We start from the raw sequence: 12,875 nt of genomic DNA on the forward strand, positions 1-12,875 counted from the left end.
CGTCAGCCTCCGAAGGGCAGGGTCGGGACGGGGCCGTCGAAGGTCACGCCGTCGGTGTGTCCGCGGGCGAGCCACAGCAGCACGTCGGCGGCTGACCCGGTCACCCGCGTCGCACCGTCACCGACGACGTGCTCGTCGCCCGCGGCCGTCACGACGTGCAGCGACGGGGGAGCGTCGTCGTGCGCGAGGCGGTTGGCGGCGTCGCGCAGGAAGAGCGACACGACCTCTGGCGGGGCGCTCGCGAAGGTGTAGCCGGCGTCGAGGTCGACGTGGTGGTAGACGACCTCGCGCAGCCGCATGAACGGGACCATCCCGACCGGGATCGGGAAGCCGCCCGGGGTGCGCTCGACGCGGACCCCGGCGTGCTCGGGGCGGAGGGCCTCGAGCCGCTCGGCGAGGCGGGCCGCCGTGTCGCGGATGTCCGTCGCGTGGTCGTGCGCCGACCGTCGGGCGCCGCGCTCGATGTCGGTGTCACGCGACTCGACGTCGTCGTACATCGTGTCGGCGGTGCCGGTCAGCGCGACGTCGCACACGCGCGCGAGGGCGTCGGCGTTGCGAGCGAGGTGCGCGAGCACGTGGCCGCGCGACCAGCCCGCGCAGAGCGACGGCGCGAGCACCGCGTCGTTGCGGAAGGAGGCCGCCGTCGAGGCGACCCTGTCGGTCTCGGCCGCGACGAGCGCGGGTGTCACGTCGGCGTGCCTCATGCCGTGGCCCTCCCGGGTTGCTTCTCCGTCTCCGAGTCGGACGCCGCGCCCGAGGCCCTGGCGAGGGCGAGGGCGGCGCCGACGAGCGTCAGGTGCGAGAACGCCTGCGGGAAGTTGCCCACCATGCGCTTCGCGATCGGGTCGTACTCCTCGGAGAGCAGTCCGACGTCGTTGGTCAGGCCCACGAGCCGGTCCATCAGCTCGGTGGCCTCCGTCGTCATACCCGCCTTCGCGTAGGCGGTCACGAGCCAGAAGGAGCACGCCAGGAAGGGGTGCTCGTCGCCCGCGAGACCGTCGACCCCCGTGTCGGTGCGGTAGCGCATGACGAGTCCCTCGCGCAGCAGGTCGGACTCGACGGCAGCGATGGTGCCGAGCATCCGCGGGTCGTCACCGTCGACGAAGCCGATCGACGAGAGCGTGAGCAGGGACGCGTCGACCTCGGTGGTGTCGTAGTGCTGGACGAAGGTGTTGCGCTCGGTGTCGAAGCCCTTCGTCATGACCTCCTCGCGCACCTGGTCGCGCAGCTCGCGCCAGTGCTCGACGGGCCCCTCGACGCCGTGCTGCTCGACGGCGCGGATCGCACGGTCGAAGGCGGCCCACACCATGACGCGCGAGTGGGTGAAGTGCCGCAGCGGGCCCCGGATCTCCCAGAGGCCGTTGTCGGCCTCCTCCCAGTGCTGGGCGAGGTGGTTGACGAGCGCCCGCTGCAGGTGCCAGGAGTCGTCGTTCTCCTCGAGTCCCTTCGACCGCGCGTGGTCGAGCGAGATCATCACCTCGCCGAGCACGTCGGTCTGGCGCTGCTCGACGGCCGCGTTGCCGACGCGCACGGGGCGCGACCCGGCATACCCGGGCAGGTGCTCGAGCACCCGCTCGGGGAGGTCACGGCCGCCGTCGACGCGGTACATGATCTGCATGTCCTCGGGGTCACCGGCGACGGCGCGCAGCAACCACGCCCGCCACAGCTCGGTCTCCTCGACGTAGCCGCAGCCGAGGAGGGCCTCGAGCGTCAGCGCGGCGTCGCGCAGCCAGCAGAAGCGGTAGTCCCAGTTGCGCTCGCCCCCGAACTCCTCCGGCAGCGACGTCGTGGCGGCGGCGACGATCCCACCGGTCGACTGGTGGGTCAGGCCGCGCAGCACGAGCAGCGAGCGCGTGACCGCGTCCTCGTAGGGGCCGGCGTAGTCGCTGCGGGAGGCGTACTCCTCGCTCAGCGCGATCGTCTCGTCGATCCGGGCGCGGACCCGCAGCGGCGGCGGAATCTCCTCGTGGCTGCGGAACCACGTCGTCGAGAAGGTGAACGTCTGCCCGGCTACGACGTCGAACTCGTCGACGTGGTGGCCGTCCTGGGCGTGGGGGAGCCGCGCGCCGCGCAGGACGAGCATGTCGGGGCCGGCGATGGCCGTGATGATCTCGTCGGTGTGGTCCTCGCGGTCCTCGGTGTGGCGCATCACCCACGGGCGGGTGCGGCCGTAGTTGAAGCGCACCGTCCACTCGTGGACCATCCGGACCGTGCCCTCGACGCCCTCGATGCGGCGCAGGAGGTCGGAGCGACCGTCGCCGAGCGGCATGACGTCGGTGACGCGGACCCGGCCGGTGGGTGTCTCGTGGATCGTCTCGAGGACGAACGAGTTGCCGACGTAGCGGCGGGTCGTGACCGCGTCCGGGTCGACCGGCGTGATGAGCCAGCGACCGTGGTCCGGCGTGCCGAGCAGCGCCGAGAAGCAGGCGCGCGAGTCGAAACGGGGGAGGCACAGCCAGTCGACGGAGCCCTTGCGGCTCACGAGGGCGGCGGTGCCGAGGTCGCCGAGCACGGCGTAGTCCTCGATCGGGGTGGGCACGGGCTCACTCATGACTGCGAGTATGCCGTCCTGCCGGGTCCGGCGCTCCCGTCGCCCGGGCGTGTGGCGGGGTGGGTACGTCCGAGTCATGTCCAGCCTTGAGCCGCCGATGGGGGGACTGTCGGTCACCCCACCTAGCATGTTGCGCGTGACTGCTACGCCCACCGGCAACGCCCATTCCCTCGTCGTCCGCGGCGCGCGCGAGCACAACCTGCGCGACGTGTCCGTCGACCTCCCACGCGACAGCCTCATCGTCTTCACCGGGCTCTCGGGGTCGGGCAAGTCGAGCCTCGCGTTCGACACGATCTTCGCGGAGGGGCAGCGTCGCTACGTCGAGTCGCTGTCGGCGTACGCCCGGCAGTTCCTCGGGCAGATGGACAAGCCCGACGTCGACTTCATCGAGGGGCTCTCGCCCGCGGTCTCCATCGACCAGAAGTCGACCAACCGCAACCCTCGCTCGACCGTGGGCACCATCACCGAGGTCTACGACTACCTGCGCCTGCTCTTCGCCCGCGCGGGCCGGCCGCACTGCCCCGTCTGCGGTGAGCCCGTCACCCGGCAGTCGCCGCAGCAGATCGTCGACCAGCTCCTGACCCTCGAGGACCGCACCCGCTTCCAGGTGCTCGCGCCCGTCGTGCAGGGCCGCAAGGGCGAGTTCGTCGACCTCTTCGCCGAGCTCCAGACGAAGGGCTTCTCGCGCGCCCGGGTCGACGGCGAGGTCGTGTCCCTCGCCGAGCCCCCCGCCCTCGAGAAGCAGAAGAAGCACACGATCGAGGTCGTCGTCGACCGCCTCGTCGCCAAGGGCGACGACGCCGGCTCGAAGCGTCGCCTCACCGACTCCGTCGAGACGGCCCTCGGCCTCGCCGGCGGCGTGGTCATCATCGACTTCGTCGACCGCGACGCCAAGGACAAGGACCGCGAGCGCCGCTTCTCCGAGAAGATGGCCTGCCCCAACAACCACCCGCTCGGCATGGACGAGATCCAGCCGCGCTCGTTCTCCTTCAACTCGCCGTTCGGCGCCTGCACCGAGTGCACCGGCATCGGCACCGAGCTCGAGGTCGACCCCGAGCTCGTCGTGCCCGACGACGACCTGTCGCTCGCCGAGGGCGCCATCGCCCCCTGGGCGCAGGGGTCGGGCTCGGCCGAGTACTTCCAGCGCGTCATGGGCGCGCTCGGCGAGGACATGAAGTTCTCGATGGACGCGCCGTTCCGGGCGCTGCCGGCCCGCGCCAAGGAGGCGCTGCTGCACGGCCAGAACTACAAGGTCCACGTCAAGTACAAGAACCGCTACGGCCGCGACCGCTCCTACACGACCGGCTTCGAGGGCGTCGTGCCCTTCATCAAGCGCCGCCACTCCGAGACCGACTCCGAGTGGAGCCGCGACCGCTACGAGGGCTTCATGCGCGAGGTCCCGTGCCCGGTCTGCAAGGGCGCGCGCCTCAAGCCCGAGTCCTTGGCCGTGCTCGTCGGTGGCAAGAACATCTCCGAGGTCTGCGGGCTCGCCATCAACGAGGCGGCCGGCTTCCTCGACACCGTCGACTTCACGGCGCGCGAGAAGCAGATCGCCGAGCGCGTCATCAAGGAGATCGACGCGCGGCTCGGCTTCCTGCTCGACGTCGGCCTCGACTACCTCTCGCTCGACCGCCCCGCCGGCACCCTGTCCGGTGGCGAGGCCCAGCGCATCCGGCTCGCGACCCAGATCGGCTCCGGCCTCGTCGGGGTGCTCTACGTCCTCGACGAGCCCTCGATCGGCCTGCACCAGCGCGACAACCACCGCCTCATCGAGACGCTGACGCGCCTGCGTGACCTCGGCAACACGCTCATCGTCGTCGAGCACGACGAGGACACCATCGCCACGGCCGACTGGGTCGTCGACATCGGCCCGGGTGCCGGTGAGCACGGCGGCCACGTCGTGCACTCCGGCACCGTCAAGGGACTGCTCGAGCATCCCGACTCGCTGACCGGCATGTACCTCTCGGGCCGTCGCGAGATCCCGTCTCCCGACGTGCGCCGCGGCCACGACGGACGCCAGATCACCGTCAACGGCGCCCGCGAGAACAACCTCCAGAACGTCTCGGTGGACTTCCCGCTCGGCAACCTCGTGGCCGTCACCGGCGTGTCGGGCTCCGGCAAGTCGACGCTCGTCAACGACATCCTCTACAACGTCCTCGCCAACAAGCTCAACGGTGCCCGCCACGTGCCCGGACGGCACAAGTCCGTCACGGGCCTCGACCATCTCGACAAGGTCGTGCACGTCGACCAGAGCCCGATCGGGCGCACCCCCCGGTCGAACCCCGCGACCTACACCGGCGTCTTCGACAACATGCGCAAGCTCTTTGCCGAGACGACGGAGGCCAAGGTGCGCGGCTACCAGCCGGGCCGGTTCTCCTTCAACGTCAAGGGCGGCCGCTGTGACGCGTGCTCCGGCGACGGCACGATCAAGATCGAGATGAACTTCCTGCCCGACGTCTACGTCCCGTGCGAGGTGTGCCACGGGGCCCGGTACAACCGGGAGACGCTGGAGGTGCACTTCAAGGGCAAGACGATCGCGGACGTGCTCGACATGCCGATCGAGGAGGCCGCCACGTTCTTCGAGGCGGTCCCCGCGATCGCGCGTCACCTCAAGACCCTCAACGACGTCGGCCTGGGCTACGTGCGCCTCGGCCAGCCGGCGCCGACCCTCTCCGGTGGTGAGGCCCAGCGCGTCAAGCTCGCCAGCGAGCTGCAGAAGCGCTCCACCGGACGCACCATCTACGTCCTCGACGAGCCGACCACCGGCCTGCACTTCGAGGACATCCGCAAGCTCCTCGACGTGCTCCAGGGCCTCGTCGACAAGGGCAACACCGTCATCGTCATCGAGCACAACCTCGACGTCATCAAGAACGCCGACTGGATCATCGACATGGGGCCCGAGGGCGGCTCCGGCGGTGGCATGGTCATCGCGGAGGGCACGCCCGAGGACGTCGCCGAGGTGGCCGCCAGCCACACCGGCCGGTTCCTCAAGCCGATCCTCGAGCGGACGGCCCGCACGACGAGCCGCGGCCCGGCACGCACCCGCGCGAAGAAGGCCCCGGCCTCTGCGGGCGCGGCGGGCTCGGCCGGCTCACAGCGCGCTGACGGCGCGGGCACATCGACGGCGCGCACCGTGAAGGCACAGACGACGACGAAGGCAACGAAGGCAGCCACGGCATCGAAGGCGAGCGGACGCGCACGAGGAGGTGCCACCACCGCCGCTGCGAAGAAGACCACGTCGAGCACCACCGTGAGCAAGACGAGGTCGACCACGACCCGGAAGAGGAACGCATGACCGAGCGCACGCACTCCAGCACCACCGAGCCGACCAGCAGCACGAGCACCTCCGACACTCCGCCCACCACTCCGTCCGACCTCCCAGCCGCCGGGCCATCCACCGGCCCGTCCACCGGCACCGCCGAGCCGAGCCTCGGCGACCGCATCTCCGTGCTCACCGACCGCCGCGGCGTCCTCCGGGTCGCCGGGGTCGTCGTCGGGGCCGGGGCGCTGGCTGCCTGCAGCAGCCCGCCCGTCCCGACGGCTCCGGCCGACTCGTCGTCGAGCAGCGCTGCGGCGGCTCCGTCCTCCGGGGCGAGCTCGGCCGCCGCCGGTGGCACCCCGACGTCCGAGATCCCCGTCGGCGGCGGCAAGATCTTCGCCGACACCAAGACCGTCGTCACCCAGCCGGCGGCCGGCACGTTCAAGGCGTTCGACGCGGTGTGCCCCCACCAGGGCTGCACCGTCGCCTCCGTCGAGGGCGGCCAGATCATCTGCCCCTGTCACCAGAGCCACTTCGACGCCACGACCGGCGACCGCGTGTCCGGCCCGGCACCCACCGGCCTGACCGCCAAGACCATCACCGTCACCGGTGACACGTTCACCATCAGCTGAGCGTCACCCGCTGTCGTATGCCGCCCGGTCGGTGCCCCCTCGGCGCCCGGCCGGGCGTCGTGCGTCCGGGCCCAGCACCCTCCGGGCGCGGTCACGGATCCGCCGACACGGCATACGCGAGGACGCCCTGCGGCGGCGTCGGCGGGCCGACATAGGGTGGGAACGTGGCGGACCCGACGACCTACCGACCCAAGCCGGGAGAGATCCCGACCGACCCGGGCGTCTACCGTTTCCGCGACGCGCACGGCCGGGTCATCTACGTCGGCAAGGCCAAGTCGCTGCGCCCGCGGCTGTCGTCCTACTTCCAGGACATCACGGCCCTGCACCCGCGCACCGCGACGATGGTCACGACGGCGAGCTCGGTCGAGTGGACCGTCGTGCGCACCGAGGTCGAGGCCCTGCAGCTCGAGTACTCCTGGATCAAGGAGTTCGACCCGCGCTTCAACGTCAAGTACCGCGACGACAAGTCCTACCCCTTCCTCGCTGTGACGATGGGCGAGGAGTTCCCGCGGGCCCAGGTCATGCGCGGCGCCAAGCGCAAGGGCACTCGCTACTTCGGGCCCTACGGCCATGCCTGGGCGATCCGCGAGACCCTCGACCTGCTGCTGCGGGTCTTCCCCCTGCGCACGTGCTCGTCCGGCGTGTTCAAGCGCGCGACGGCGAGCGGTCGACCGTGCCTGCTCGGCTACATCGACAAGTGCTCGGCCCCGTGCGTCGGCCGCGTCACCCCCGAGGAGCACCGGGCCATCGCCGAGGACTTCTGCGACTTCATGGGCGGCAACACGACGCGCTTCGCGAAGCGCCTCGAGACGCGCATGAAGGAAGCGGCCGCGGAGCTCGACTTCGAGCAGGCCGCCCGGCTGCGCGACGACATCGGGGCCCTGACCAAGGCGCTCGAGAAGCAGGCCGTCGTCCTCGGTGACGCCACCGACGCCGACGTCTTCGCCCTCGCCGACGACGACCTCGAGGCCGCGGTCCAGGTCTTCCACGTCCGGGGTGGACGCATCCGCGGCCAGCGGGGCTGGGTCGTCGAGAAGGAGAGCGAGGACATCCCGACCCTCGTCGAGCACCTGCTGCTGCAGGTCTACGGCGACGCCGAGCGCGACGCGATCCCGCGCGAGGTGCTCGTCCCGAGCCTGCCGGCCGACCCCGAGGCCGTCACCGAGTGGCTGTCGTCGGTGCGCGGCTCCGCGGTCAGCGTCCGCGTGCCGCAACGCGGCGACAAGCGCACCCTGAGCGAGACGGTCCGGCGCAACGCCGAGCAGTCGCTGGCCCGGCACAAGGTGGCCCGCGCCGGCGACCTGACGCTGCGCAGCAAGGCGCTGCAGGAGCTGCAGGACTACCTCGGCCTCGACGACGCACCGCTGCGCATCGAGTGCTACGACGTCAGCCACGTCCAGGGCACCAACGTCGTCGCGTCGATGGTCGTCTTCGAGGACGGACTGGCCCGCAAGAGCGAGTACCGCCGCTTCATCGTCCGTGGCGCGGCCACCGAGGACGGCGAGCCGGTCACCGTCGACGACACCGCCGCGATGCGCGAGGTGCTGACCCGCCGGTTCCGGCGCTACCTCGAGGACGCCGAGGGGGCGGGTGACCTCGACCTCTCGACGGGGGTCGTCGGCGGGGCGACCGACGGCGCGGCCGGCCCCGACGCGACGGGTCCGTCGGACGACGACGACGGGCCGTCCGCCTCCGGTCCGATCGACCCTGAGACCGGACGGCCTCGACGGTTCGCCTACCCACCCAGCCTCGTCGTCGTCGACGGCGGCCTGCCGCAGGTCAACGCCGCCCAGGCCGTGCTCGACGAGCTCGGCATCGAGGAGGTCGCGCTCGTCGGGCTCGCCAAGCGCCTCGAGGAGGTGTGGGTCCCGCGCGACGACCACCCGGTCATCCTGCCCCGCACCAGCGAAGGGCTCTACCTGCTCCAGCGGCTGCGCGACGAGGCCCACCGCTTCGCGATCACCTTCCACCGGCAGCGGCGGTCCAAGGCGATGACGACCTCCCAGCTCGACGGCATACCCGGGCTCGGCGCGAGCCGTCAGAAGGCGCTGCTGCGCCACTTCGGTTCGGTCAAACGCCTTCGCGCGGCGGACACAACGGACATCATGGCCGTACCCGGCTTCGGACGGTCGCTTGCTTCGGCCGTCGTCAACCACTTGGCTGAGGGAGCACCCCAGGAGCCAGCCGTGAACCTCACGACGGGAGAAGTGCTCGAATGACCGCCGACACCAGGCGCACACCGCAGACGCCCTTGGCCGATGCTCCGATCGTCATCGTCACCGGGATGAGCGGGGCCGGACGCAGCACGACCGCCAACGTCCTCGAGGACCTCGGGTGGCTCGTCGTCGACAACCTGCCACCGCAGCTGCTCACGCACCTCGCCGAGCTGCGCGACGAGGCCCGCGCCCAGCACCCCGAGGCCCACCTCCAGCAGGTCGCCGTCGTCGTCGACGTGCGCTCGCGTGGCTGGTTCGCCCAGCTCGAGGGCGCCATCGGTGCGGCCCGCGAGCGCGGCGAGCGTCCCAGCCTCGTCTTCCTCGACGCCACCGACGAGGCGCTCGTCCGCCGCTTCGAGAGCGTGCGCCGACCGCACCCGCTCCAGGGCGAGGGTCGGCTCCTCGACGGCATCCAGCGCGAGCGCGAGCTGCTCCTCGACCTGCGCTCGTCGGCTGACGTCGTCATCGACAGCTCGGGCCTCAACGTCCACCAGCTGAGCGCCAAGCTCTCCTCGCTCTTCGCGGGCGACCGGCGCGTCCAGCTGCGCATCGCGGTCATGTCGTTCGGCTTCAAGTACGGCCTGCCGCTCGACGCCGACGTCGTCTTCGACATGCGCTTCCTGCCCAACCCCTACTGGGTGCCCGAGCTGCGGGCGCTGACCGGGCGCGACACTCCCGTCAGCGAGTTCGTCATGAAGCAGGAGGGCGCCGACGAGTTCCTCGACCGCGCCGGTGACCTGCTCGACACGATGATCGACGGCTACGTCCGCGAGGGGCGCCGCTACGTCACCGTGGCCGTCGGCTGCACCGGCGGCAAGCACCGGTCCGTCGCGATCGCGGAGGCGCTGAGCGGGCGGCTCGGCGGCCGGGACCGCGTCGACACGTTCGTCGTCCACCGCGACCTGGGTCGGGAGTGACCGGGACGACTGCGGTGACGACCCAGCGACTGCCCCTCGGTTCCTCGCACCACCGGCGCATCGTCGCGCTCGGTGGTGGTCACGGCCTGGCCGCGGCGCTGACCGCGCTGCGGCTGCTCACCGACAACGTCACCGCCGTCGTCACCGTCGCCGACGACGGCGGGTCGAGCGGGCGGCTCCGCGAGGAGTTCGACGTGCTGCCCCCCGGCGACCTGCGGATGGCGCTCTCTGCGCTGTGCGACGACAGCGACTGGGGCCACACTTGGCGCGACGTGCTCCAGCACCGTTTCGCCGGCACGGGGGACCTCAAGGGCCACGCGCTCGGCAACCTCATGATCGTCTCGATCTGGGAGCTGCTCGGCGACACGGTGCAGGGGCTCGACCTCGTGGGGCGTCTGCTCGGCGCGCGGGGCCGGGTGCTGCCGATGGCGGCCGAGCCGCTCGAGATCGTGGCCGAGATCCGCGGCCACGACCCGGCCCGCCCCGATGCCACGGTCGACGTGCGCGGACAGCACCGCGTCGCGTCGTCGCCGGGCATCGTGTCGTCGATCGGCATCGTGCCGACGTGTCCGGAGCCCTGCCACGAGGCGCTCTCCGCCGTCCGCGACGCCGACTGGGTCATGCTCGGACCCGGGTCGTGGTTCACGTCCGTCATGCCGCACCTGCTCGTGCCCGACCTCGTCGACGCACTCGTCTCGACGCCGGCCAAGCGACTGCTCAACCTCAACCTCGAGGTGCACAAGGGGGAGACCCGCGACTTCCGGGCCGAGGACCACCTCGCGTCCTTCGCCGCCAACGCTCCCGACCTCCGGCTCGACGTCGTGCTCGCCGACCCGAGCGTCGTCCCCGACGGTGCGTCGCTGCGGGCGGCGGCCGCCGAGCTCGGGGCCGAGCTCGTCGTCGCGCCGGTGGCGGCGCGGGGCGAGCCCGGGGTCCACGACCCGCTGCGGCTCGCGGCGGCGCTGCGCGACGTCATCTCCTGAGCTCGTGGCGCTGCCGTTCGCAGAGCCGGCCGGGGCTCCGGCGCGAGGGTGCTTGATCAGGGTGGCAGGATGTCGCCCATGGCCATGACAGCAAAGGTGAAGGACGAGCTCTCACGCCTCGAGGTGACCAAACCCTGCTGTCGCAAGGCCGAGGTCTCGACGATGCTCCGCTTCGCCGGCGGGCTGCACATCATCGGGGGACAGATCGTCGTCGAGGCCGAGCTCGACACCGCGAACGCCGCACGTCGCCTGCGCCGCAACATCGCCGAGGTCTACGGGCACAAGAGCGACGTGCTCGTCCTCGCCGCCGGCGGTCTGCGTCGTGGCTCGCGCTACGTCGTCCGGGTCGTCGAGGAGGGCGCCACCCTCGCCCGGCAGACCGGGCTCATCGACACGCGCGGGCGTCCCGTCCGCGGCCTGCCGCCCAAGGTGGTCAGCGCCGCGACGTGCGACTCCGAGGCCGCTTGGCGGGGCGCGTTCCTCGCGCACGGCTCGCTCACCGAGCCGGGGCGCTCGTCGGCGCTCGAGGTGACGTGCCCCGGTCCCGAGGCCGCCCTCGCCCTCGTCGGCGCCGCACGCCGCCTCGGCATCCAGGCCAAGGCCCGCGAGGTCCGCGGCGTCGACCGGGTCGTCATCCGTGACGGCGACGCCATCGGCGCGATGCTGACGCGTCTCGGGGCCCACGACGCCGTCATGGCGTGGGAGGAGCGGCGGATGCGCCGCGAGGTGCGGGCCACGGCCAACCGCCTGGCCAACTTCGACGACGCCAACCTGCGCCGCTCCGCACGGGCCGCCGTCGCTGCCGGGGCCCGGGTCGAGCGCGCCATGGAGCTGCTCGGCGAGGAGATCCCCGACCACCTGCGTGAGGCCGGGGTGCTCCGTCTCGAGCACAAGCAGGCCAGCCTCGAGGAGCTCGGCCAGCTGGCCAAGCCGCCGATGACCAAGGACGCCGTGGCCGGTCGCATCCGGCGCCTGCTCGCCATGGCCGACAAGCGGGCCGAGGAGCTCGGGGTCGCCGGCACCGACGCCAACCTCACGGCCGACATGCTCGAGAGCTGAACCGGGGCGTCCGACGCCGTCGCTCGGGTGCCCGCGCGGCGGGGGCGGCGCGTGCTGAGCGCGTGCTCACCAAGCCCTGAGACTGCCGCTTCGGCGTCGCAGGCGACGCACTAGGGTGTGGTGTGATCGAGGTCGCAACGGGGCGGCCCAAGGTCTGGCATTTTCGTCCGACACACAGTCTCACCGAAGAGGTGCACAGCAGTGACCGTTCGCGTTGGTATCAACGGCTTTGGCCGCATCGGCCGCAACTTCTTCCGCGCCATCGTGGCGTCCGGAGCCGACATCGAGGTCGTGGCCACCAACGACCTCATGGACAACAAGACCCTCGCCCACCTGCTCAAGTACGACTCGATCCTGGGCCGTTTCCCCGGTGAGGTCACCTACGACGACACGTCGATCATCGTCGACGGCAAGGCCATCCGTGTCTTCGAGGAGCGCGACCCCGCCAACATCGACTGGGCCGGCGTCGGCGCCGACATCATCGTCGAGTCCACCGGCTTCTTCACCGACGCCCAGAAGGCCAAGGCCCACATCGACGGTGGCGCCAAGAAGGTCATCATCTCGGCCCCGGCCAAGAACGAGGACATCACGATCGTGATGGGCGTCAACCACGAGCTCTACGACCCCGCCGCACACACGGTGATCTCCAACGCCTCGTGCACGACGAACTGCCTCGCGCCGATGGCCAAGGCCCTCAACGACGAGTTCGGCATCGTCAAGGGCCTCATGACGACCATCCACGCCTACACGCAGGACCAGAACCTCCAGGACGCCCCGCACAAGGACCTCCGTCGGGCCCGCGCTGCCGCCCTCAACATCGTCCCGACCACGACCGGCGCCGCCAAGGCCGTCGCTCTCGTGCTGCCCGAGCTCAAGGGCAAGCTCGACGGCTACGCGCTCCGCGTGCCGGTGCCGACCGGCTCGGCCACCGACCTGACCTTCGAGGCCGGTCGCGAGACGACCGTCGAAGAGGTCAACGCCGCCGTCAAGGCGGCCGCCGAGGGCCCGATGAAGGGCTTCCTCGTCTACACCGAGGACGAGATCGTCTCCAAGGACATCGAGACCGACCCCGCCTCGTGCATCTTCGACGCCGGTCTCACCAAGGTCATCGGCAACCAGGTCAAGGTCGTCGGCTGGTACGACAACGAGTGGGGCTACTCCAACCGCCTCGTCGACCTCGTCGCGCTCGTCGGCTCGTCGCTCTGAGCCACTCGGCCACCGCCCCCGGCGCTCTCCCGAGCACCCCGGGCGGTGGCCG

9 protein-coding genes are annotated in these 12,875 nt (G+C 71.4%); 7 read left to right on the forward strand and 2 right to left on the reverse strand.

Annotated features, from left to right (window positions below; genetic code table 11):
• Positions 1-2: 2 nt before the first annotated feature.
• Together ASE25_RS18620 and ASE25_RS18625 are read right to left on the reverse strand one after the other, a co-directional pair.
• Entirely contained in the window at positions 3-704 is a 702-nt protein-coding gene (locus ASE25_RS18620) for a maleylpyruvate isomerase family mycothiol-dependent enzyme (RefSeq protein ID WP_056776707.1), read from the reverse strand.
• The gene (locus ASE25_RS18625; protein WP_056776710.1) at positions 701-2,551 is read right to left on the reverse strand and encodes a glycoside hydrolase family 15 protein; all 1,851 of its coding nucleotides are present in this window, start codon (positions 2,549-2,551) and stop codon (positions 701-703) included. Before ASE25_RS18625 ends, ASE25_RS18620 begins: the two co-directional genes overlap by 4 nt.
• A gap of 127 nt (positions 2,552-2,678) precedes the next feature.
• Between ASE25_RS18625 and uvrA the strand changes: the two genes are divergently transcribed.
• The 7 genes from uvrA to gap all read left to right on the forward strand — a co-directional run bounded on the left by uvrA (position 2,679) and on the right by gap (position 12,823).
• On the forward strand, positions 2,679-5,846 hold the full coding sequence (gene uvrA / locus ASE25_RS18630; protein ID WP_056826978.1) for an excinuclease ABC subunit UvrA: 3,168 nt from the start codon (positions 2,679-2,681) through the stop codon (positions 5,844-5,846).
• Positions 5,843-6,442, forward strand: a complete 600-nt coding sequence (locus ASE25_RS18635; RefSeq protein WP_082622985.1) for a Rieske (2Fe-2S) protein — start codon at positions 5,843-5,845, stop codon at positions 6,440-6,442. Before uvrA ends, ASE25_RS18635 begins: the two co-directional genes overlap by 4 nt.
• A 164-nt stretch (positions 6,443-6,606) precedes the next feature.
• The gene (gene uvrC / locus ASE25_RS18640; protein ID WP_056826979.1) at positions 6,607-8,661 is read left to right on the forward strand and encodes an excinuclease ABC subunit UvrC; all 2,055 of its coding nucleotides are present in this window, start codon (positions 6,607-6,609) and stop codon (positions 8,659-8,661) included.
• Positions 8,658-9,575 carry an RNase adapter RapZ gene (gene rapZ, locus ASE25_RS18645; RefSeq protein WP_056776719.1) on the forward strand — a complete coding sequence of 306 codons (918 nt, stop codon included), beginning with the start codon at positions 8,658-8,660 and terminating at the stop codon, positions 9,573-9,575. The genes uvrC and rapZ overlap by 4 nt, the downstream gene beginning before the upstream one ends.
• Positions 9,576-9,589: 14 nt before the next feature.
• A complete protein-coding gene (gene yvcK / locus ASE25_RS18650; protein ID WP_056777740.1) occupies positions 9,590-10,558 on the forward strand; it encodes a uridine diphosphate-N-acetylglucosamine-binding protein YvcK in 969 nt (322 codons plus the stop codon).
• A gap of 78 nt (positions 10,559-10,636) precedes the next feature.
• Entirely contained in the window at positions 10,637-11,617 is a 981-nt protein-coding gene (gene whiA / locus ASE25_RS18655) for a DNA-binding protein WhiA (RefSeq protein ID WP_028785583.1), read from the forward strand.
• Between the two features lie 201 nt (positions 11,618-11,818).
• Positions 11,819-12,823 carry a type I glyceraldehyde-3-phosphate dehydrogenase gene (gene gap, locus ASE25_RS18660; RefSeq protein ID WP_056776721.1) on the forward strand — a complete coding sequence of 335 codons (1,005 nt, stop codon included), beginning with the start codon at positions 11,819-11,821 and terminating at the stop codon, positions 12,821-12,823.
• Positions 12,824-12,875 lie beyond the last annotated feature (52 nt).

Source organism: Terrabacter sp. Root85, assembly GCF_001429185.1.
Lineage (GTDB): Bacteria > Actinomycetota > Actinomycetes > Actinomycetales > Dermatophilaceae > Terrabacter.

Bases quoted from the DNA above. Each gene is read 5' to 3' on its own strand.
- ASE25_RS18620 (WP_056776707.1), bottom strand. From the start codon at position 704: ATGAGGCACGCCGACGTGACACCCGCGCTCGTCGCGGCCGAGACCGAC.
- ASE25_RS18625 (WP_056776710.1), bottom strand. From the start codon at position 2,551: ATGAGTGAGCCCGTGCCCACCCCGATCGAGGACTACGCCGTGCTCGGC.
- uvrA (WP_056826978.1), top strand. From the start codon at position 2,679: ATGTTGCGCGTGACTGCTACGCCCACCGGCAACGCCCATTCCCTCGTC.
- ASE25_RS18635 (WP_082622985.1), top strand. From the start codon at position 5,843: ATGACCGAGCGCACGCACTCCAGCACCACCGAGCCGACCAGCAGCACG.
- rapZ (WP_056776719.1), top strand. From the start codon at position 8,658: ATGACCGCCGACACCAGGCGCACACCGCAGACGCCCTTGGCCGATGCT.
- whiA (WP_028785583.1), top strand. From the start codon at position 10,637: ATGGCCATGACAGCAAAGGTGAAGGACGAGCTCTCACGCCTCGAGGTG.